The organism is Streptomyces sp. WAC 04229, assembly GCF_003947455.1.
Classification (GTDB): Bacteria; Actinomycetota; Actinomycetes; order Streptomycetales; family Streptomycetaceae; genus Streptomyces.
Map to the genome: position 1 here is coordinate 1 of NZ_QHJH01000035.1, position 20,397 is coordinate 20,397.

Here is a 20,397-nt window from a genome sequence, read left to right on the forward strand (position 1 = left end):
GTCCTCACGGACGAGGACCGGCGTGTGGAGCGCGTCCTGCTGGAGCTGCGGCTGCGGGAGGGGGTGCCGCTGTCGCTGCTGCGGGAGGCGGGGCTCGCGGCGTCGAGGCGTGCGCTGTCCGACGGACTGCTTCACGAGGGGCCGTACGCGGAGGGGCGCGCGGTGCTCACGCTGCGTGGACGGCTGCTGGCGGATGCGGTGGTGCGGGATCTGGTGGACTGACCAGCCTGTTTCGCCCCCGCCGCCCCTGACCGTCCGGTCCCGGGGGCTCCGCCCCCGGACCCCCGCTCCTCACACGCCGAGGGGCTGAAATGCAGCCGGACAAGCCGGAGGGGCTGAAAGAAGTGACTCACGCGGTCACGAAGTCGATCAGTTCCTCCACCCGGCCCAGCAGCTCCGGCTCCAGGTCCTTGTACGAGCCGACCCGGGCCAGGATCGCCTGCCACACCGCCCCGGTGTTGTCGGCGGGCCAGCCCAGGGCCCGGCACACGCCCGTCTTCCAGTCCTGCCCGCGCGGCACCCGCGGCCAGGCGTCGATCCCCACGGACGACGGCTTCACCGCCTCCCAGACGTCGATGTAGGGATGGCCGACGACCAGGGCGTGCTCGCCCGTCACCGCCTCCGCGATGCGGGACTCCTTCGAACCCGGCACCAGATGGTCCACCAGGACGCCCAGCCGCGCGTCCGGCCCCGGGGCGAACTCCGCGACGATCGACGGCAGGTCGTCCACGCCGCCCAGGTACTCCACGACGACGCCCTCGACGCGCAGGTCGTCGCCCCAGACCTTCTCGACCAGCTCGGCGTCGTGCCGCCCCTCGACGTAGATGCGCCCGGCGCGCGCCACCCGGGCGCGTGCGCCGGGGACGGCGACCGAACCGGACGCCGTACGGGAGGGGCGCACCGGGCCGGACGCGGGCCGCACCAGCGTCACCACGCGCCCCTCCAGCAGGAAGCCGCGCGGCTCCATCGGGAACACCCGGTGCTTGCCGAAGCGGTCCTCCAGCGTCACCGTGCCCGCCTCGCAGCCGATCACCGCGCCGCAGAACCCGGTGCCGGGCTCCTCGACCACCAGGCCGGGGTCGGCGGGTACCTCGGGCACGGGCTGCGACTTCTTCCACGGAGGGGTCAGGTCGGCGGAGTACTGGCGCATTCTGCCGACGATACGAGGAATCCGCCGTTCGTGATCAGTGCGACACGCCGAAACGCGCGGCCAGCGCATCCCGTTGGGCCCGGACGAACGCCGCGTCCACCACCGCTCCGTGACCGGGGACGTACCGCGCGTCCGCGCCGCCCAGGTCGAGCAGCCGGTCCAGCGCCGCGGGCCAGTGCGACGGCACGGCGTCGGGGCCGGCCTGCGGTTCGCCGGACTCCTCGACCAGGTCGCCGCAGAACACCACCTCCGGGTCGCCCGGCACCAGCACCGCGAGGTCGTGGCCGGTGTGCCCCGGGCCCACGTTGGCGAGCAGGACCTGCCGCCCGCCGCCCAGGTCGAGCGTCCGCTCGCCGCAGACCTCGTGCGGGACGCGGACCAGCGCGTCGACCGCCTCCTCCGCCAGCCGCTCGTCCAGCCCCTCCGCCACCGCGTCCGCGCGCAGCGCCTCCCGCCCGTGTCCGCCCGGCGCGAACACCGCGTCGGTGCCCACCGCGCCGTAGACCTCCGCGCCCGCGAACGCCGCGGCGCCGAGGACGTGGTCGAAGTGCGGGTGGGTCAGCGCGAGATGCGTCACACGGTGCCCGGCCAGCCGTTGCGCCCCCGCGCGCAACCGGGCGCCCTCGCCCAGGCTCGATCCCGCGTCGATCACCAGCACCGCGTCCGTGCCGAGGACCAGCCCCGCCGTGCAGTCCCAGCCCGGCAGCCGGCACCGGCCCACCCCGGCCGCCACCCGCTCCCATCCCAGGTCTTCCCAAGTCACCGTCACGGCCACGACGCTATCGCCACACGGTCCCGCCGCACGTCGGCGTGGCCCCGGCCTTGCCGGGGGCGTACCCCACGGCCGTACACTGGGCCGGGGAAGTCTGGCACTCGCGCGCCGTGAGTGCCAGGACGGACCGGCAGGGCAGCGGACGACGACTTCTGGAGGTGTGCGCGGATGCTCAGTGAACGCAGGCTCCAGGTACTGCGCGCCATCGTCCAGGACTACGTCGGCACCGAGGAGCCGGTCGGGTCCAAGGCCCTCACCGAGCGGCACAACCTCGGCGTCTCGCCGGCCACCGTGCGCAACGACATGGCGGCCCTGGAGGACGAGGGCTTCATCGCGCAGCCGCACACCAGCGCCGGGCGCATCCCGACCGACAAGGGCTACCGCCTGTTCGTCGACAAGCTGGCCGGCGTCAAGCCCATGACCGCGCCCGAGCGGCGCGCCATCCAGAACTTCCTGGAGGGCGCCGTCGACCTCGACGACGTGGTGGCCCGTACGGTGCGGCTGCTCGCGCAGCTGACCCGGCAGGTCGCCGTCGTGCAGTACCCTTCGCTGACCCGCTCGACCGTCCGGCACGTGGAGTTGCTGGCCCTCGCGCCCGCGCGCCTGATGCTGGTGCTGATCACGGACACCGGCCGGGTCGAGCAGCGGATGGTCGACTGCCCGGCGCCGTTCGGCGAGGCGTCCCTCGCGGATCTGCGCGCACGCCTCAACAGCCGGGTCGCGGGCCGTCGTTTCACCGACGTGCCGGGGCTGGTCGAGGAACTGCCGGATGCCTTCGAGGCCGAGGACCGCGGTACGGTCTCCACCGTGCTCTCCACTCTCCTGGAGACGCTGGTCGAGGAGAACGAGGAGCGGTTGATGATCGGCGGCACCGCCAATCTGACCCGCTTCGGGCACGACTTCCCCCTGGTGATCCGGCCGGTGCTGGAGGCGCTCGAGGAGCAGGTCGTGCTCCTCAAGCTGCTCGGCGAGGCGAAGGATCCGGGCGTGACCGTACGGATCGGTCATGAGAACGCCCATGAGGGACTCAACTCCACGTCCGTCGTGTCGGTGGGCTACGGTTCGGGCGGCGAGGCGGTTGCCAAGCTCGGCGTGGTCGGACCGACCCGCATGGACTACCCGGGAACGATGGGAGCGGTACGCGCAGTGGCACGGTACGTCGGACAGATCCTGGCGGAGTCGTAGGTGGCCACGGACTACTACGCCGTACTCGGCGTGCGCCGCGACGCTTCCCAGGACGAGATCAAGAAGGCGTTCCGGAGGCTCGCCCGCGAGCTGCACCCGGACGTCAACCCCGATCCGAAGACCCAGGAGCGGTTCAAGGAGATCAACGCCGCCTACGAGGTGTTGTCGGACCCGCAGAAGAAGCAGGTCTACGACCTCGGCGGCGACCCGATGTCCCAGGCGGGCGGCGGGGCCGGCGGCTTCGGCGCGGGTGGCTTCGGGAACTTCTCGGACATCATGGACGCGTTCTTCGGTACGGCGTCGCAGCGCGGGCCGCGCTCGCGCACCCGCCGCGGCCAGGACGCGATGATCCGCATCGAGGTCGAGCTGGACGAGGCGGCCTTCGGCACGACCAAGGACATCCAGGTCGACACCGCCGTGGTCTGCAACACCTGCAACGGCGAGGGCGCGGCGCCCGGCACGTCGGCCCAGACGTGCGACATGTGCCGCGGTCGCGGTGAGGTCTCGCAGGTCACCCGGTCCTTCCTGGGCCAGGTCATGACCTCGCGGCCCTGCCCGCAGTGCCAGGGCTTCGGCACCGTGGTCCCGACCCCGTGCCCCGAGTGCGCGGGCGACGGGCGCATCCGCTCCCGGCGCACCCTCACCGTGAAGATCCCGGCCGGTGTGGACAACGGCACCCGGATCCAGCTCGCGGGCGAGGGCGAGGTCGGCCCCGGCGGCGGCCCGGCCGGCGACCTGTACGTAGAGATCCACGAGCTGCCGCACTCCACCTTCCAGCGCCGCGGCGACGACCTGCACTGCACCGTCACCATCCCGATGACGGCGGCGGCCCTCGGCACGAAGGTGCCGCTGGAGACGCTCGACGGCATGGAGGAGATCGACATCCGCCCGGGCACCCAGTCCGGCCAGTCGGTCCCGCTGCACGGCCGGGGCGTCACCCACCTGCGCGGCGGCGGCCGGGGCGACCTCATCGTGCACGTCGAGGTCACCACCCCGACCAAGCTCGACCCCGAGCAGGAGCGCGTCCTGCGCGAGCTGGCCGCCCTGCGCGGCGAGGAACGGCCGCAGGGCCAGTTCCAGCCCGGTCAGCAGGGGCTGTTCTCGCGGCTGAAGGACGCGTTCAACGGGCGCTGAGGCGGTGGCTCCTCGGGCGCCGAGGGGTCTGCCCGTGCGGCCTGATCGCGGGGTGCCGGGAGGCTGCCGGGGGTCCGGGGGTCGCCCCCGGGCAGACGCAGTCAGCCCGGTCGGCAGGGGCTGTTCTCGCGGCTGAAGGACGCGTTCAACGGGGGCTGAGGCGGGCGGCCGTCGGCCGGTCGGGATGCGGATGCTCCTGGCGTATGCCGACGGAAGCCCGGATTCGGACTTGTTCGGAGGACGTGACAACATGCGGTCATGTCCTCCGCACTGACCGATCTCTTCCCCTACCCGATCGTGCAGGCGCCGATGGCGGGCGGCGTCTCCGTGCCGCGGCTCGCCGCGGCGGTCTGCGAGGCGGGCGGGCTGGGATTCCTGGCCGCCGGGTACAAGACCGCGGACGGGATGTACCAGGAGATCAAGGAGCTGCGGGGGCTGACCGCACGCCCCTTCGGCGTCAACCTCTTCATGCCGCACCCGGAGACCCCCGACCCGGCAGCCGTCGGCGTGTACGCCCACCAGCTGGCCGGCGAGGCCGCCTGGTACGAGACAGAACTCGGCGACCCCGACAGCGGCCGGGACGACGGCTACGACACCAAGCTCGCGGTGCTGCTGGACAACCCCGTGCCGGTGGTCTCCTTCCACTTCGGTGTCCCGAGCACCGAGGTCGTCGACTCCCTGCACCGCGTCGGCACCTTCGCCCTGGTCGCGGCGACCACCGCGGACGAGGCCCGCGCCGTGGAGCGGTCCGGCGCCGACGCGGTGATCGCGCAGGGCGCCGAGGCGGGCGGCCACCAGGGCACCCACCGGGACAACCCGGAGACCGGCGGCGCCGGCACCGGACTGCTGTCGCTGGTCGCCCAGGTCCGGGAGGCGGTGAGCCTGCCCATCGTCGCCGCCGGCGGCATCATGCGCGGCGGTCAGATCGCCTCGGTTCTCGCGGCCGGCGCGAGCGCGGCCCAGCTGGGCACCGCCTTCCTCGCCACCCCCGAGTCCGGCGCGCACGACCTGCACAAGCAGGCGCTGACCAACCCCCTGTTCGTGCGCACCGAACTGACCCGCGCCTTCTCCGGCCGCCCCGCCCGCGGCCTGGTCAACCGCTTCCTGCGCGAGCACGGCCCCTACGCCCCCGCCGCCTACCCGGACGTGCACCACCTCACCGCCCCGCTGCGCAAAGCGGCGGCCAAGGCGGGCGACGCGCAGGGCATGGCGCTCTGGGCCGGGCAGGGCCACCGGATGGCCCGCGAGCTGCCCGCCGGACAGCTGGTGGAGGTCCTGGTGGCCGAACTCGCCGCCGCCGGGACAGCGTTGTCGCACTACGCGACGGGAGGCGCGGGGCGATGACGGCACCGGTGTTCGTGGTCGACTCCCTCGGCCCGGCGGACCTGACGGCGGGGGAGTACGTCCTCGACGGCCCCGAGGGACGGCACGCCGTCTCCGTGAAGCGGCTGCGGCCCGGCGAGGACGTCGTCCTCACCGACGGCCGCGGACACTGGGCCGAGGGCGTGGTGAAGGCCGCCGAGGGCAAGGACCGGCTGGTCGTCACGGACCTGGAGACGGTCCACGAGGAAACGCCGGAGCAGCCCCGGATCACCGTCGTCCAGGCCCTGCCGAAGGGCGACCGGGGCGAGCTGGCCGTGGAGACGATGACCGAGGTCGGCGTCGACGCGATCGTGCCCTGGGCGGCGTCCCGCTGCATCACGCAGTGGAAGGGCGAGCGAGGGCAGAAGGCGCTCGGCAAGTGGCGCGCGACGGCCCGCGAGGCCGGCAAGCAGTCCCGCCGGGTCCGCTTCCCCGACGTCGCGGACGCGGCGACCGGCAAGCAGGTTGCCTCACTTCTGGCCACCGCCGACTTCGCCGCCGTACTCCACGAGAGCGGCGACGAACCACTGGCCGCCGCCGAACTCCCCGCCTCCGGCGACATCGTGCTGGTGGTCGGCCCCGAAGGCGGCGTCTCGCCGGAGGAGTTGGCCCTCTTCGCCGAGGCCGGTGCCCGGCCCTACCGCCTGGGACGCAGCGTCCTGCGCACCTCCACCGCGGGCACCGCGGCGACCGCCGCCCTGCTGACCCGCACCGGCCGCTGGTCCTGACACAGCAACCGGCGGCCTGTCGCCACCGTGGCCGTATGCCCCCTACCGCCCGCCCCGGACCGGTGGGAGGCTGCCCTCCATGGGGGCATTGAGGCGGATATGGCGTGTGGCTCCGGCGGCCGTCGGCGCGGTCGTCGCCGTCGGAGGTGTCGTCGCGTGCGAACCGGGCGGGCTCAGTTCCGCGACCGTGGCGTACACGACCGACCGGACCATGACGCGTGAACTGGAGCGGCAGAAGGCCGACGTGCGGTGGCTCACCTGCACCGCGAACACCGAGGGCGACGGCTCCACCGCGTCGGCGGGCGAGGCGACCGTCGCCTCCGTCGACTGCGACGGGGAGACCGACGACGGCAAGAAGATCACCGTCGACGGCAAGGTGACCCGCGTCGTCAACGGCGCCTGTGTGCGCGGCGACCTCAAGGCCGCGGTGGACGGCAAGGAGTGGTTCCGGGTCAAGGGGCTGGGCAACTGCGACGCCACCAGCGCCCCGCCCGCGAACCGCCCCTCCCAGCAGCAGCCCGGGCCCACCGTGACCGTCACCCGGACCATCTGGTGCCCCGACGACCCGCACTGCCGCCCGGTCGAGGGCAAGTAGTCCGCCGGGCCGGCGACCGGCAAGTGATCCAAACCTCTGTCGGCGGACCGCGCCGCTGCATAGGGTGAGGGGGTGACACAGCCCGCAGCGCCTGCCTACCTCCGCTTTCCGCACCCGCACGGCGAGTTGGTCGCCTTCACCGCCGAGGACGACGTGTGGCTCGCCCCGCTCGACGGCGGCCGGGCCTGGCGGGTCAGCGCCGACAACGTGCCGGTGAACCACCCGCGCATCTCGCCCGACGGCACCACCGTCGCCTGGACCTCCACCCGGGACGGCGCCCCCGAGGTGCACGTCGCGCCCGTCGACGGCGGCCGCGCCGAGCGCCTCACCCACTGGGGCAGCATCAGGACCCAGGTGCGCGGCTGGACCCCGGGCGGCGAGGTCCTCGCCCTCAGCACCTACGGACAGGCCAGCCTGCGCCGCAGCTGGGCCCGCGCCGTCCCGCTCGACGGCGGACCGGCCGCCACCCTGCCGTACGGCCCCGTCGGCGACGTCGCGGTCGGACCGCACACCGTGCTGCTGTCCGCGCCGATGGGCCGCGAGGCCGCCTGGTGGAAGCGCTACCGGGGCGGTACGGCGGGCAAGTTGTGGATCGACCGCGAGGACGACGGCGAGTTCGTCCGCCTGCACGACGGCCTCGACGGCAACATCGAGTACCCCTTCTGGGTCGGCGACCGGATCGCCTTCCTCTCCGACCACGAAGGCACCGGAGCCGTCTACTCCTCCCTCGCCGACGGCTCCGACCTGCGCCGTCACACCCCCCTCGACGGCTTCTACGCCCGGCACGCGGCGACCGACGGCACCCGAGTCGTCTACTCCAGCGCCGGTGAGCTGTGGACGCTGGACGACCTCGACGGTGCCGAGCCCCGCCGGCTGGACATCCGGCTCGGCGGTGCCCGCGTCGACCTCCAGTCCTACCCGCTCAACGCCGCCCGCTGGTTCGGCTCGGCCTCCCCCGACCACACGGCACGCGGCAGCGCCGTCGCCGTACGCGGCGGCGTCCACTGGGTCACCCACCGCGCCGGACCCGCCCGCGCGCTCGCGGCGACGCCCGGGGTCCGCACCCGGCTGCCCCGCACCTTCCGCGTCGAGGGCGAGGAGTGGGTGGTGTGGGTGACGGACGCCGAGGGCGACGACGCCCTGGAGTTCGCGCCCGCCACCGGACTCGCGCCCGGCGCCACCGCCCGTCGCCTGGCCGCCGGACAGCTCGGCCGGGTGCTGCACCTCGCCATGGCCCCCGACGGCAGCCGGGCCGCCGTCGCCTCGCACGACGGGCGGGTGCTGCTGGTCGAGCGGGAGAGCGGCGAGGTCCGCGAGGTCGACCGCAGCGAGGACGGCGACGCGTCCGGGCTCGTCTTCTCGCCCGACTCCGCCTGGCTCGCCTGGTCCCACCCCGGCCCCGACCCGCTGCGCCAGCTCAAGCTCGCCAACACCACCGACCTGTCGGTGAGCGAGGCGACGCCGCTGCGCTTCAAGGACTACGCGCCCGCCTTCACCCTGGACGGCAAGCACCTCGCCTTCCTCTCCACCCGCTCCTTCGACCCCGTCTACGACGAGCACGTCTTCGACCTGGCCTTCGTCGAGGGCGCCCGGCCGTACCTGATCACGCTCGCCGCGACCACCCCCTCGCCCTTCGGCCCGCAGCGCCACGGCCGGCCCTTCGAGACCCCGGACCGGGAGGAGACCCCCGACAGCGAGGGCACCCCGACCACCCGGATCGACATCGAGGGCCTCGCCGACCGCATCGTGCCCTTCCCGGTCGAGGCCGCCCGCTACTCCGGGCTGCGCGCCGCCAAGGACGGCGTCCTGTGGCTGCGCCACCCGCTCACCGGCGTCCTCGGTGCCTCCCGCGCCACCCCGGACGCCCCCGACCCGAACACCGAGCTGGAGCGGTACGACCTCGCCCAGCAGCGCGTCGAGCATCTCGCGGGCGACGCCGACCACTTCGAGGTCAGCGGCGACGGCAAGCGGGTGCTGCTGTGGACCGACGGGCGGCTCAAGGTCGTGCCCAGCGACCGGCGGGCCTCCGGCGACGAGGACAGCGACACCAACATCAGTGTCGACCTGGGCCGGGTGCGGCAGACCGTCGAACCGGCCGCCGAGTGGCGCCAGATGTTCGACGAGACCGGCCGCATCATGCGGGACCACTTCTGGCGGGCCGACATGAACGGCGTCGACTGGGACGGCGTCCTCGACCGCTACCGGCCCGTCCTGGACCGCCTCGCCACCCACGACGACCTGGTCGACCTCCTCTGGGAGGTGCAGGGCGAACTCGGCACCTCGCACGCCTACGTCACCCCGCGTGGCGGCCACGGCTCCGGTGCCCGGCAGGGCCTGCTCGGCGCCGACCTCTCCCGGCACGAGGACGGCACCTGGCGCATCGACCGCGTCCTTCCCTCGGAGACCTCCGACCCCGACGCCCGCTCGCCGCTCGCCGCGCCCGGCGTCGCCGTGCGCGCGGGGGACGCGGTCGTCGCGGTCGCCGGACAGCCCGTGGACCGGGTCACCGGACCCGGTCCGCTGCTGGTCGGCACGGCGGGCAAGGCCGTCGAGCTGACCATCTCCCCGTCCGGCGGCGGCGAACTGCGGCACGCCGTCGTCGTCCCCCTCTCCGACGAGGAGCCGCTGCGCTACCACGCCTGGGTCGCCGACCGCCGCGCCTACGTCCACGAGAAGTCCGGCGGCCGGCTCGGCTACCTGCACGTCCCCGACATGCAGGCGCCCGGCTGGGCCCAGATCCACCGCGACCTGCGGGTCGAGGTGGCCCGCGAGGGCCTGGTCGTCGACGTCCGCGAGAACCGCGGCGGGCACACCTCCCAGCTGGTCGTGGAGAAGCTGGCCCGGCGCATCGTCGGCTGGGACCTGCCCCGCGGGATGCGCCCCTCCAGCTACCCGCTGGACGCGCCCCGCGGCCCGGTCGTCGCCGTCGCCAACGAGTTCTCCGGCTCCGACGGCGACATCGTCAACGCCGCCATCAAGGCACTCGGCATCGGCCCCGTCGTCGGCACCCGCACCTGGGGCGGCGTCATCGGCATCGACAGCCGCTACCGCCTGGTCGACGGCACCCTGATCACCCAGCCCAAGTACGCCTTCTGGCTGGAGGGTTACGGTTGGGGCGTGGAGAACCACGGCGTCGACCCGGACGTGGAGGTCTGGCAGCGCCCCCAGGACCACGCGGCGGGCCGCGACCCGCAACTGGACGAGGCGATCGGGCTGGCGCTGGCCGCCCTGGAGGAGACCCCGGCGAAGACCCCGCCGGTGCTGCCCGAGCCACCGGGGACCGACTGACGCACCCGGTCGATACGATGCCCGCAGAAGATCACCGGTGACCCGGTGCTCCCTTTCCGGCGTGAGGAGGCCCCATGGCGGGCGAGCCCCAGGACGACTGCCTGTTCTGCAAGATCGTCGCAGGCCAGATCCCCGCGACGATCGTCCGCGAGACGGACACCACCGTCGCCTTCCGCGACATAAACCCCCAGGCCCCCACCCACGTCCTGGTGATCCCCAAGGCGCACCACCGCGACGCCGCCGCGCTCGCCGCCGGTGCCCCGGACCTCGCCGCGGACGTCCTGCGCGAGACACAGGCCGTCGCCGACCAGGAGAAACTGGACAGCTACCGGACCATCTTCAACACCGGCACCGGCGCCGGCCAGACCGTCTGGCACGCGCACGCCCACGTCCTCGGCGGCCGCGGCCTCGAATGGCCCCCCGGATAGCCCACGATGTCCGTACGTGAACTGGTCGTCCTCGGCACCGCCAGCCAGGTCCCGACCCGGCACCGCAACCACAACGGGTACCTGCTGCGCTGGGACGGCGAGGGCATCCTGTTCGACCCCGGCGAGGGCACGCAGCGCCAGATGCTCCGCGCCGGGGTCGCCGCCCACGACCTGAACCGGATCTGCGTCACCCACTTCCACGGCGACCACAGCCTGGGCCTGGCCGGTGTCATCCAGCGCGTCAACCTCGACCAGGTCCCGCACGAGATCACCGCCCACTACCCGCGCTCCGGACGCCGCTTCTTCGAACGCCTGCGGTACGCCACCGCGTACCGCGAGACGGTCGCGCTCACCGAGTCGCCGGTGGACACGGACGGGCCGCTGGCGGTCACCCCCGCCTACACCCTGGACGCCCACAAGCTGTCCCACCCCGTCGAGTCCTACGGCTACCGCCTCACCGAGCCCGACGGCCGCCGCATGCTCCCCGACCGCCTGGCCGCGCACGGCATCACGGGCCCCGACGTCGGCCGCCTCCAGCGGGAGGGCTCGCTGAACGGCGTCCCGCTCGACGAGGTCAGCGAGGTCCGCCGCGGCCAGCGGTTCGCCTTCGTCATGGACACCCGGCTCTGCCCGGGGGTGCACACCCTCGCCGAGGGCTGCGACCTGCTGGTCATCGAGTCCACCTTCCTCGACGAGGACGAGACGCTCGCCACCGACCACGGCCACCTCACCGCCGGCCAGGCCGCGCGGGTCGCCCGGGACGCGGGGGTACGGCACCTGGTGCTGACCCACTTCAGCCAGCGCTACTCAGAGCCCGAGGAGTTCGAGCGGCAGGCGCGGGCCGCCGGGTTCGCGGGCGAGCTGACCGTGGCCCGCGACCTCACCCGGATCCCCGTTCCGAAACGTCGGTGAAACCGCCGTACGATGCTCTGATGTCCCTGCCCAAAGCTGAACTGCACCTCCACATCGAAGGCACCCTGGAGCCGGAGCTGGCCTTCGAGCTGGCCGCCCGCAACAGCGTGCCCCTGCCGTACGTCGACGAGGACGCGCTGCGCGAGGCGTACCGGTTCGAGGACCTCCAGTCCTTCCTCAACCTGTACTACGAACTGATGACCGTCCTGCGCACCGAGCGGGACTTCGAGGACCTCGCGGACGCCTACCTCGCCCGTGCCGCCGCGCAGGGCGTCCGGCACGCGGAGATCTTCTTCGACCCGCAGGCCCACCTCGCCCGGGGCGTGGAGATGGGCACGGTCGTGGAGGGGCTGTGGCGGGCGCTGGGCCGCAGCCGGGAGCGGCACGGGGTCTCCACCCGGCTGATCATGTGCTTCCTGCGCGACGAGTCCGCCGAGTCGGCGATGCGGACCCTGGACGGGGCCAAGCCGTACCTCGACCGCATCACCGGCGTCGGCCTGGACTCCGCCGAGGTCGGCCACCCGCCGGTCAAGTTCCGCGAGGTGTACGAGGCCGCCGCCGCGCTCGGGCTGCGCCGGGTCGCGCACGCGGGCGAGGAGGGGCCGCCGGAGTACGTCACCGAGGCCCTGGACGTGCTGGGCGTCGAGCGCGTCGACCACGGCCTGCGCTCGATGGAGGACCCGGAGCTGGTGGCGCGGCTGGTGCGCGACCGCGTCCCGCTGACCCTGTGCCCGCTGTCCAACGTCCGGCTGCGCACGGTCGACACCCTCGCCGACCACCCCCTGCCGGCGATGCTCGACGCGGGCCTCATGTGCACCGTCAACTCCGACGACCCGGCCTACTTCGGCGGCTACGCGGGCGACAACTTCGACGCCGTGCGCCTGGCCCTCGGCCTGACCGAGGAGCGGCTGCGGGAGCTGGCCCGCAACTCCTTCCTCGCCTCCTTCCTGGAGGACGACGAGGAACTGCGGGCGCGCTGTCTGGCCGAGGTGGCGGCGTACACCTTCCCGGCCGCCTGACTCAGCCCGGGCCGGGCCCCGGTGCGGCCGCGGCCTGCCGGGGCCCGGCCGTGTCGTAGGCGCCGCGGACGGCCAGGGCCGGGGCGTCGACGTCGATCTCCACGACCGGATGCTCCGCGGCACCGACCTCGGGCACCGCACCGCTCGGCGTGCCGGTGGCGGCGGCGACCAGCGCGGCCGGGGTGCCGCCGCGGCGGCGGATCGTGCCGGGCAGCAGCGGACGCCCGCCGGTGTGCAGGGCCACGGCCGTCATCGGCACGGCGACCAGCAGCAGACCCCCGGCCAGGACGAGACCCATGCCCGCGTAGCCGGCCTGCGCGGACAGCACGCTGCCCGCCAGCGGCCCGGCCGCCGTGCCCAGCGACGACGCCGAGCCGACGAGCACCGCCCAGCGCCCCCGCGCGTCGAGCGAGGCGGCGAGACCGATCAGGTACGACAGCACCACCGGGTACAGCGTGTTCCAGGCGATCTCCCCGGTCGCGAACGCCGTGGGCGTGGTCGCGGACGCGCTCACCACGATGCAGCCCGCGATGAGCGCGGTGCCCGCCCCGACCGGCATGGCCCGGCCGAGCCGCGGCCCGAGCGCGCCGGCCACCAGCACGCCCATCAGTCCCGCGCCCAGTGCGACGGCGAAGACCAGTCCGAGGGCGGCGTCGCCGAGGCCCGCCTGGGTCAGCCCGATCCTGCCGCTGACGCCCCACAGGGAGTTCTGGGCGAGGGACCAGCACAGCACGGTGACGGCCAGGACGAGGCCCGAACGGCGGTGGGGGAGCGGTCCCGAGGCGGTCCGCGCGGCCGGCGACGCGCCGGTCGCGGCCGGGAGTCGGCCGGTCAGCGGCCACACCGCGAGCGCGGTCAGCGCGATCGCGGCCAGTGGCAGGCCGTGCGACCGGCCGAGGTGGGGCACCGTCAGATACACGGCGCCGGCCAGCGCGGACACGCTCAGCAGGCCCGCCGTGGAGGCGCGGTGGGGGTCCCTTTCGGCGGCGATCCGCGTGGCGGCGACCGTCGTGGCCGTACCGGATCCGAACCCGCCGAGGACCGCGCCGGCGACGACGGCGGGGACGGCGGTGGTGAGCGAGGCGGCGCCGTAGCCCAGGAAGGCCAGGGCCAGTCCGAACCGGGCCAGGGTGCGGGCGCCGGCCCGCTCCACGCGGGAGGCGAGCAGGAAGCCCGCGCTCGCCGAACTCAGCAGCAGCGCGCTGCCGACGGCGCCTGCCTGCGTGGCGCTCAGCGGAAGACCGGTGTCGAGTCTGCCGACGGTGGTGGGCAGCAGATACGGAGGAAGGTACCCGGCCGTGAAAACGGCGACGAGGGGCCAGGGGGTGGTACGGAGGGCGAGCACGGGCGTTCCCAGGGCATGCGAAAGGGACTCGGGAAGAGGAGGGGGGCGACGGCCGTCGATCGACGGGAGCGCGCGGGCAATTTGTATCAAGAGCGGGAACGCCGCAAACAACCGAGGGGGTATGACCTGGATCACATGTGCGTTTGGGGGTTTCGGTGCTGGGTAGCAGCGAACGCCACCCCGGCTGACCAGGCGTCGGGCCGGTGCCGTCCGCCGCCCTGCCGCCCGGTCGCGCCATTGACGCCCCTGGGTCGCGCTCCTTAGTCTCGATCTCCATACGTGGATGCCGTTTACATACAGAGACGAGGAGTCGCCCCGTGACCGCCGACCTCACCATCACGGCCGTCCACCTCACGCCGATCCTCGTGGCGGACCCTCCGCTGCTCAACACACAGGGCGTGCACCAGCCGTACACGCCCCGCCTGATCATCGAGGTCGAGACCGCCGACGGGGTCACCGGCATCGGCGAGACCTACGGCGACACCAAGTACCTGGAACTGGCCCGGCCCTTCGCCGAGAAGCTGGTCGGCCGTCAGGTCAGCGATCTGAACGGCCTGTTCGACGCGGCCGACGAGGTAGCCGTCGACGGCTCCCGGGTCTCCGCCCAGGTCGACGTCGGCGGGCTGCGCGGCGTCCAGACCGCCGACAAGCTGCGCCTGTCCGTCGTCTCCGGCTTCGAGGTCGCCTGCCTGGACGCCCTCGGCAAGGCGCTCGGCCTGCCCGTGCACGCGCTGCTGGGCGGCAAGGTCCGCGACTGTGTCGAGTACAGCGCCTACCTCTTCTACAAATGGGCCGCCCACCCCGAGGGCGTCGCCGCCGAACGGGACGACTGGGGCGCCGCCGTCGACCCGGCCGGCGTGGTCGCACAGGCCCGCGCCTTCACCGAGCGGTACGGCTTCACCTCCTTCAAGCTCAAGGGCGGTGTCTTCCCGCCCGACGAGGAGATCGCCGCGATCAGGGCGCTCGCCGACGCCTTCCCCGGACACCCACTGCGCCTGGACCCCAACGGCGCCTGGTCCGTGGAGACCTCGCTCAGGGTCGCCGAGGAACTCGGTGACGTCCTGGAGTACTTGGAGGACCCCGCGCTCGGCACGCCGGCCATGGCCGAGGTCGCCGCGAAGACCGGGGTGCCGCTCGCCACCAACATGTGCGTGACGACGTTCGCCGAGATCCCGGAGGCGTTCACCAAGGGCGCCGTCCAGGTCGTGCTCTCCGACCACCACTACTGGGGCGGACTGCGCAACACCCAGCAGCTCGCCGCCGTCTGCCGCACCTTCGGCGTCGGCGTGTCCATGCACTCCAACACCCACCTCGGGATCAGCCTCGCCGCCATGACCCACGTCGCGGCCACCGTGCCCGGCCTGCACCACGCCTGCGACTCCCACTACCCCTGGCAGTCCGAGGACGTGCTCACCGAACGCCTCGTCTTCGACGGCGGCCGCGTCACCGTCTCCGACGCCCCCGGTCTCGGTGTCGAACTCGACCGCGACCGCCTCGCGTTCCTGCACCGGCGCTGGCTCGACGACGACGGCACCCTGCGCGACCGCGACGACGCCGCCGCGATGCGGGTCGCGGACCCGGACTGGGTCACCCCGTCCGTGCCCCGCTGGTGACCGCCGCCGTCTGACGCCACCGGCGGCCGGGCACGGGGGAATGCCGGTGCCGTGGTGCACACTGGCCAGATCCGCACCATGCCAGGGAGCGCACCGTGACAGCGTCCACCGTGTCCACCGCGTCCGACGTGCCTGCCATGCCCGCCATGCCGGCCGACGCGAGAACCCATCGCCACGCCCAGGACGAGGAATCGCACCGCCGGTCCAGGGTCGATCCTCTCGCCGCGCTGCGCGGCCCGCAGGACCCGCCCTGGGACGTGTATCTGACCGGCACCGTCTTCCTCGACGTCGTCTTCACCGGGCTCGACTCCGCCCCGGTGCGCGGGACCGAGTCCTGGGCCCGCGGGATGGGGTCGAGCCCCGGCGGCATCGCCAACATGGCGACCGCGCTGGCCCGCCTCGGCCTGCGCACCTCGCTCGCCGCGGCCTTCGGCGACGACCACTACGGCGACTACTGCTGGGACGCCCTGGCCCAGGGCGAGGGCATCGACCTCGGCTCCTCGCGCACCGTTCCGGGCTGGCACTCGCCGGTGACGGTCTCGATGGCGTACGAGGGGGAGCGCACGATGGTCTCCCACGGCCACGAGCCGCCGCCGGAGGAGCCGTCCCCCGACTGCCCGCCCCGTGCGCGTGCCGCCGTCGCCTCCCTCACGCCCGGCGTGAGCGCCCCCTGGATCGCCCAGGCCGCCGCCCGCGGCACCCGCGTCTTCGCCGACGTCGGCTGGGACGACACCGGCGCCTGGGACCTGGCCGGGCTCTCCGACCTCGCCCACTGCGAGGCCTTCCTGCCCAACGCGGAGGAGGCCATGCGCTACACCGGAGCCACCTGCCCGCGCGCCGCGGCGCACGCCCTGACCGAGCACGTGCCGCTCGCCGTGGTCACCCTCGGCGCGGAGGGCGCGTACGCGGTGGACCGGCGGACGGGGGAGAGCGCCGAGGTCCCGGCGATCGAGGTGGAGGCCCTGGACCCGACCGGCGCGGGGGACGTCTTCGTGGCCGGGTTCGTCACCGGCACCCTGGCCGGCTGGCCGCTGGCCGACCGGCTCGCCTTCGCCGGTCTGACCGCCGCCCTCTCGGTCCAGGAGTTCGGCGGCTCCCTGTCGGCGCCCGGCTGGGGCGAGATCGCCACCTGGTGGCGCAAGGTCCAGTCGGTCCGGGGCCAGGACCCCGCGGCTCTGCGCCGCTACGCGTTCCTCGCCGCCCTGCTCCCCGACGACCCACCCGCCGCCTGGCCCCTGCGCCGGGCCGTTCCGACGATCGGCTTCCGCCCGCCGTCCTGACCGCCCGGAGCCGGCCGGCTCAGAACCCCAGCCGTCGCAGCTGCTTGGGGTCGCGCTGCCAGTCCTTGGCGACCTTCACGTGCAGGTCGAGGAAGACAGGTGTGCCGAGGAGGGCCTCGATCTGCTTGCGGGACTTGATGCCGACGTCCTTCAGGCGCTTGCCCTTGGGGCCGATGATGATGCCCTTCTGGCTGGGGCGTTCGATGAACACGTTGGCGTGGATGTCCAGGAGCGGCTTGTCGGCGGGGCGGTCCTCGCGCGGGAGCATCTCCTCGACGACCACCGCGATGGAGTGCGGCAGCTCGTCCCGTACGCCCTCCAGCGCGGCCTCCCGGATCAGCTCGGCGACCATGACCTGCTCGGGCTCGTCGGTCAGGTCGCCCTCGGGGTAGAGGGCGGGGCCCTCGGGCAGCAGCGGGGTCAGCAGGTCCGCGAGCAGGTCGACCTGCTTGTTCGCGGTGGCCGACACCGGGACGATCTCCGCCCAGGTGATGCCCAGTTCCTCGCCGAGCCGGTCGATCGCGATCAGCTGCTCGGCCAGGGTCTTGCCGTCGACCAGGTCGGTCTTCGTGACGATCGCGACCTTCGGCGTCTTCCGGATCCCCGCCAGCTCCTTGGCGATGAAGCGGTCACCGGGGCCCAGCTTCTCGTTGGCCGGCAGACAGAAACCGATGACGTCCACCTCGGCCCACGTCGTGCGCACCACGTCGTTCAGCCGCTCGCCCAGCAGCGTGCGCGGCTTGTGCAGCCCAGGGGTGTCCACCAGGATCAGCTGGGCCTCCTCGCGGTGCACGATGCCCCGCACGGTGTGCCGCGTGGTCTGCGGACGGTTCGAGGTGATCGCCACCTTCTGCCCGACCAGAGCGTTCGTGAGGGTGGACTTGCCCGCGTTGGGGCGGCCCACGAAGCAGGCGAAGCCGGCCCGGTGAACAGTCTCGGCCGGTTCTTCGGATGACTGGGTACGAACGCTCATGGCGCCCATTGTCCCTGATCCCCGGAGCCCCGCCGTACCAAGGTCGACGGCGGGGCCGCCCTCAGCCCGCGCTCACCGTGGAGCGGACCGTCCCGTCCGGCGAGGCGACCAGCACCGGCGTCCCGGGGCCGCCCAGGTCCCGCACCGCCGCCCGGTCCTCCGCCGACGCCGCCTCCGCCTCGGTCACCACGGCCGCCGCCTCCAGGGACTTCGCGCCGGACGCCACCGCCATCGCCACCGCGGTACGCAGCGCGCTCAGCTTCAGCGAGTCCAGGGCCACGGTCCCGGCGACGTAGGTGCGTCCGGTCTCGTCGCGCACGGCCGCCCCCTCGGGCACACCGTTGCGGGCCCGCGCGGAACGGGCCAGGGTGACGATCTTGCGGTCCTCGGGATCGAGGGCGGGAGTCTCGGTCATGGACCGAGCATACGTTCAGTGATCAGGAGCGGGCTCAGGGACGGTCGAGGCGGAGGCGCTCGGCGCGCGGCAGACCGGCGACGACCAGGTCGTACGAGTCCTCGACCAGCTCCCGGACCACACGGTCCGGGAGTCCGCCGCCGGCGGTCACCGTGTTCCAGTGCCGCTTGTTCATGTGCCAGCCCGGGACGACCAGCCCCGGGTACTCGCCGCGCAGCCGCACCGCGTCGTCCGGGTCGCACTTGAGGTTGACCGTGAGCGGGCGCCCGTCCAGCGAGGACAGCGCGAACATCTTGCCCAGCACCTTGAAGACCGAGGTCTCCGGGTTGAAGGGGAAGTCCTCCACCGAGGCGTTGAAGGACAGGCAGAAGTCGCGCAGCTCCTCGGGACTCACTCCTCCGCCGCCTCCTTCGGGGCCTCCGTGGCGCCCACCGGCTCCGCCAGCACCGTCACGATCTTGTTCCGGCGGCCCGCCGCGGCCTCCGCGGTCAGCCGCAGTTCCCGCCCGTCGGGCAGCTCCACGATCGAGGAGGCGCCGGCGATCGGCACCCTGCCCAGCGCCTTCGCCAGCAGACCGCCCACCGTCTCCACGTCCTCGTCGTCGAACGCCTCCAGGCCGTACAGCTCGCCCAGGTCGCCGATGTCGAGGCGCGCGGTGACCCGGAAGCGGTCCCCGCCCAGCTCCTCGACCGGCGGCAGCTCCCGGTCGTACTCGTCGGTGATCTCGCCGACGATCTCCTCCAGGATGTCCTCGATGGTCACGATGCCGGCCGTGCCGCCGTACTCGTCGATGACGACGGCGACGTGGCTGCGTTCCTTCTGCATCTCGCGCAGCAGGTCACCGGCGTTCTTGGTGTCGGGCACGAAGGTCGCGGGGCGCATCGCGGTGGAGACCAGGTCGCTCTCCGCCTCCCGGCTGATGTGCGTCCGGCGGACCAGGTCCTTCAGGTACACGATGCCGACGATGTCGTCCTCGCTGTCCCCGGTGACCGGGATCCGGGAGAAGCCCGAGCGCAGGGCGAGGGTGAGGGCCTGCCGGATGGTCTTGTAGCGCTCGATGACCACGAGGTCGGTGCGCGGGACCATGACCTCGCGGACGAGGGTGTCGCCCAGCTCGAACACCGAGTGCACCATGCGGCGCTCCTCGGCCTCGATCAGGGACTCCTTCTCGGCGTAGTCGACCAGCGCGCGCAGCTCCGCCTCGGAGGCGAAGGGACCGCGGCGGAAGCCCTTGCCGGGGGTGAGCGCGTTGCCGATGAGGATGAGCAGCGACGGGATCGGGCCCATGACGCGAGCCAGCGGCACCAGCACGTACGCCGCGACCGTCGCCGTGTTCAGCGGGTGCTGGCGGCCGATGGTGCGCGGGGAGACCCCGACGGCGACGTACGAGACGAGCACCATGACCGCGATGGCGATCAGCAGGGCCTCGGTGGTGTTGGCGAACTCCTCCAGGCAGGCGTACGCGACCAGCGCGGCGGCCGCCATCTCGCAGGCGACGCGGACCAGCAGCGCCACGTTGAGATAGCGCGTCGGGTCGGCGGCGACCTTGGCGAGCTTCTCGCCCCCGCGCCGGCCGGACCGTACCGCCTCCTCGGCCCGGAAGCTGGAGACCCGGGCCAGGCCCGCCTCCGCGCAGGCGGCGAGCCAGGCGACCACGATCAGGGCCACGGCGCCCGCGACCAGGGGGAGGCTCATGAGACGGTCGGGGCCGGAGACGGGCCGGTCAAGCCCCGCTCCGCACGCCAGCCGTCCACGATGGCCGCCTGGAGACCGAACATCTCGGCCTTCTCGTCCGGCTCCTCGTGGTCGTAGCCGAGCAGGTGCAGCACCCCGTGGACGGTCAGGAGCTGGAGCTCCTCGTCCATGGAGTGCTGCGTCGGCGCCTCGGCGCCCTGCTTGGCGGCGACCTCCGGGCAGAGCACGATGTCGCCGAGGAGCCCCTGCGGCGGCTCGTCCTCGTCCTTGGCGGGCGGGCGCAGCTCGTCCATCGGGAAGGACATCACATCCGTCGGACCGGGCAGGTCCATCCACTGGATGTGCAGCTGCTCCATGGCGCCGTCGTCCACGACGATCACCGAGAGCTCGGAGAGCGGGTGGATGCGCATCCGCGCGAGCGCGTAGCGGGCGATGTCGAGGATCGCCTGCTCGTCGACCTCGGTTCCGGACTCGTTGTTGACGTCGATCGACATGGTCGTGCT

Annotated in this window: 19 protein-coding genes and 1 pseudogene; 12 read left to right on the forward strand and 8 right to left on the reverse strand. The window is 73.5% G+C overall.

Annotation, left to right across the window (positions count from 1 at the left end; genetic code table 11):
* A pseudogene (locus tag DMH12_RS12900) lies at positions 1-222 on the forward strand (coproporphyrinogen III oxidase); the annotation flags it as partial.
* A 127-nt stretch (positions 223-349) separates the two neighbouring features.
* Here the strand turns inward: DMH12_RS12900 and DMH12_RS12905 are convergent.
* Both DMH12_RS12905 and DMH12_RS12910 read right to left on the reverse strand, forming a co-directional pair.
* Positions 350-1,150, reverse strand: coding sequence for a DUF3097 domain-containing protein (locus DMH12_RS12905; protein ID WP_125491708.1), 801 nt, complete (start codon positions 1,148-1,150; stop codon positions 350-352).
* A gap of 34 nt (positions 1,151-1,184) precedes the next feature.
* Positions 1,185-1,919, reverse strand: coding sequence for an MBL fold metallo-hydrolase (locus DMH12_RS12910; protein ID WP_125491709.1), 735 nt, complete (start codon positions 1,917-1,919; stop codon positions 1,185-1,187).
* Between the two features lie 171 nt (positions 1,920-2,090).
* Here DMH12_RS12910 and hrcA point away from each other — a divergent pair, with 171 nt between their 5' ends.
* The 9 genes from hrcA to DMH12_RS12955 all read left to right on the forward strand — a co-directional run bounded on the left by hrcA (position 2,091) and on the right by DMH12_RS12955 (position 12,573).
* Positions 2,091-3,107 (forward strand): heat-inducible transcriptional repressor HrcA, encoded by a 1,017-nt coding sequence (hrcA, locus tag DMH12_RS12915; RefSeq protein ID WP_122620162.1) that lies wholly within the window; start codon positions 2,091-2,093, stop codon positions 3,105-3,107.
* Positions 3,108-4,241, forward strand: a complete 1,134-nt coding sequence (gene dnaJ, locus DMH12_RS12920; protein ID WP_125491710.1) for a molecular chaperone DnaJ — start codon at positions 3,108-3,110, stop codon at positions 4,239-4,241.
* A gap of 258 nt (positions 4,242-4,499) precedes the next feature.
* Complete coding sequence (locus DMH12_RS12925; protein WP_122620163.1) at positions 4,500-5,585, forward strand: nitronate monooxygenase; 1,086 nt, start codon at positions 4,500-4,502, stop codon at positions 5,583-5,585.
* Positions 5,582-6,331 (forward strand): 16S rRNA (uracil(1498)-N(3))-methyltransferase, encoded by a 750-nt coding sequence (locus DMH12_RS12930; protein ID WP_125491711.1) that lies wholly within the window; start codon positions 5,582-5,584, stop codon positions 6,329-6,331. The genes DMH12_RS12925 and DMH12_RS12930 overlap by 4 nt, the downstream gene beginning before the upstream one ends.
* A 79-nt stretch (positions 6,332-6,410) precedes the next feature.
* A complete protein-coding gene (locus DMH12_RS12935) occupies positions 6,411-6,926 on the forward strand; it encodes a hypothetical protein (protein WP_125491712.1) in 516 nt (171 codons plus the stop codon).
* 72 nt (positions 6,927-6,998) lie between these two features.
* Positions 6,999-10,214, forward strand: coding sequence for a S41 family peptidase (locus DMH12_RS12940; protein ID WP_125491713.1), 3,216 nt, complete (start codon positions 6,999-7,001; stop codon positions 10,212-10,214).
* Between the two features lie 74 nt (positions 10,215-10,288).
* The gene (locus tag DMH12_RS12945) at positions 10,289-10,642 is read left to right on the forward strand and encodes a histidine triad nucleotide-binding protein (protein ID WP_125491714.1); all 354 of its coding nucleotides are present in this window, start codon (positions 10,289-10,291) and stop codon (positions 10,640-10,642) included.
* 6 nt (positions 10,643-10,648) lie between these two features.
* The gene (locus tag DMH12_RS12950) at positions 10,649-11,554 is read left to right on the forward strand and encodes a ribonuclease Z (protein ID WP_125491715.1); all 906 of its coding nucleotides are present in this window, start codon (positions 10,649-10,651) and stop codon (positions 11,552-11,554) included.
* Positions 11,555-11,574: 20 nt separating this feature from the next.
* A complete protein-coding gene (locus DMH12_RS12955; RefSeq protein ID WP_185832289.1) occupies positions 11,575-12,573 on the forward strand; it encodes an adenosine deaminase in 999 nt (332 codons plus the stop codon).
* Between the two features lies 1 nt (position 12,574).
* Here the strand turns inward: DMH12_RS12955 and DMH12_RS12960 are convergent, their stop codons facing one another.
* Complete coding sequence (locus DMH12_RS12960; protein WP_125491717.1) at positions 12,575-13,918, reverse strand: MFS transporter; 1,344 nt, start codon at positions 13,916-13,918, stop codon at positions 12,575-12,577.
* Between the two features lie 317 nt (positions 13,919-14,235).
* Here DMH12_RS12960 and DMH12_RS12965 point away from each other — a divergent pair, with 317 nt between their 5' ends.
* Entirely contained in the window at positions 14,236-15,531 is a 1,296-nt protein-coding gene (locus DMH12_RS12965) for a glucarate dehydratase family protein (RefSeq protein WP_125491718.1), read from the forward strand.
* A gap of 146 nt (positions 15,532-15,677) precedes the next feature.
* A complete protein-coding gene (locus tag DMH12_RS12970) occupies positions 15,678-16,811 on the forward strand; it encodes a carbohydrate kinase family protein (RefSeq protein WP_185832294.1) in 1,134 nt (377 codons plus the stop codon).
* 19 nt (positions 16,812-16,830) lie between these two features.
* On the opposite strand, the gene era is transcribed toward DMH12_RS12970, so the two are convergent.
* From era to ybeY, 5 genes are all read right to left on the reverse strand, one after another.
* Entirely contained in the window at positions 16,831-17,784 is a 954-nt protein-coding gene (era, locus tag DMH12_RS12975) for a GTPase Era (RefSeq protein WP_185832290.1), read from the reverse strand.
* Between the two features lie 61 nt (positions 17,785-17,845).
* On the reverse strand, positions 17,846-18,199 hold the full coding sequence (locus DMH12_RS12980; RefSeq protein WP_125491721.1) for a cytidine deaminase: 354 nt from the start codon (positions 18,197-18,199) through the stop codon (positions 17,846-17,848).
* A 34-nt stretch (positions 18,200-18,233) separates the two neighbouring features.
* Positions 18,234-18,593: an MmcQ/YjbR family DNA-binding protein gene (locus tag DMH12_RS12985; protein WP_125491722.1), complete on the reverse strand. Its 360-nt coding sequence runs from the start codon at positions 18,591-18,593 to the stop codon at positions 18,234-18,236.
* The gene (locus tag DMH12_RS12990; protein ID WP_125491723.1) at positions 18,590-19,894 is read right to left on the reverse strand and encodes a hemolysin family protein; all 1,305 of its coding nucleotides are present in this window, start codon (positions 19,892-19,894) and stop codon (positions 18,590-18,592) included. Before DMH12_RS12990 ends, DMH12_RS12985 begins: the two co-directional genes overlap by 4 nt.
* On the reverse strand, positions 19,891-20,388 hold the full coding sequence (ybeY, locus tag DMH12_RS12995) for an rRNA maturation RNase YbeY (protein ID WP_122620179.1): 498 nt from the start codon (positions 20,386-20,388) through the stop codon (positions 19,891-19,893). Before ybeY ends, DMH12_RS12990 begins: the two co-directional genes overlap by 4 nt.
* Positions 20,389-20,397 lie beyond the last annotated feature (9 nt).

Bases quoted from the DNA above. Each gene is read 5' to 3' on its own strand.
- DMH12_RS12905 (WP_125491708.1), bottom strand. From the start codon at position 1,150: ATGCGCCAGTACTCCGCCGACCTGACCCCTCCGTGGAAGAAGTCGCAG.
- hrcA (WP_122620162.1), top strand. From the start codon at position 2,091: ATGCTCAGTGAACGCAGGCTCCAGGTACTGCGCGCCATCGTCCAGGAC.
- DMH12_RS12925 (WP_122620163.1), top strand. From the start codon at position 4,500: ATGTCCTCCGCACTGACCGATCTCTTCCCCTACCCGATCGTGCAGGCG.
- DMH12_RS12930 (WP_125491711.1), top strand. From the start codon at position 5,582: ATGACGGCACCGGTGTTCGTGGTCGACTCCCTCGGCCCGGCGGACCTG.
- DMH12_RS12935 (WP_125491712.1), top strand. From the start codon at position 6,411: ATGGGGGCATTGAGGCGGATATGGCGTGTGGCTCCGGCGGCCGTCGGC.
- DMH12_RS12945 (WP_125491714.1), top strand. From the start codon at position 10,289: ATGGCGGGCGAGCCCCAGGACGACTGCCTGTTCTGCAAGATCGTCGCA.
- DMH12_RS12950 (WP_125491715.1), top strand. From the start codon at position 10,649: ATGTCCGTACGTGAACTGGTCGTCCTCGGCACCGCCAGCCAGGTCCCG.
- DMH12_RS12955 (WP_185832289.1), top strand. From the start codon at position 11,575: ATGTCCCTGCCCAAAGCTGAACTGCACCTCCACATCGAAGGCACCCTG.
- DMH12_RS12970 (WP_185832294.1), top strand. From the start codon at position 15,678: ATGCCGGCCGACGCGAGAACCCATCGCCACGCCCAGGACGAGGAATCG.
- era (WP_185832290.1), bottom strand. From the start codon at position 17,784: ATGAGCGTTCGTACCCAGTCATCCGAAGAACCGGCCGAGACTGTTCAC.
- DMH12_RS12980 (WP_125491721.1), bottom strand. From the start codon at position 18,199: ATGACCGAGACTCCCGCCCTCGATCCCGAGGACCGCAAGATCGTCACC.
- DMH12_RS12990 (WP_125491723.1), bottom strand. From the start codon at position 19,894: ATGAGCCTCCCCCTGGTCGCGGGCGCCGTGGCCCTGATCGTGGTCGCC.
- ybeY (WP_122620179.1), bottom strand. From the start codon at position 20,388: ATGTCGATCGACGTCAACAACGAGTCCGGAACCGAGGTCGACGAGCAG.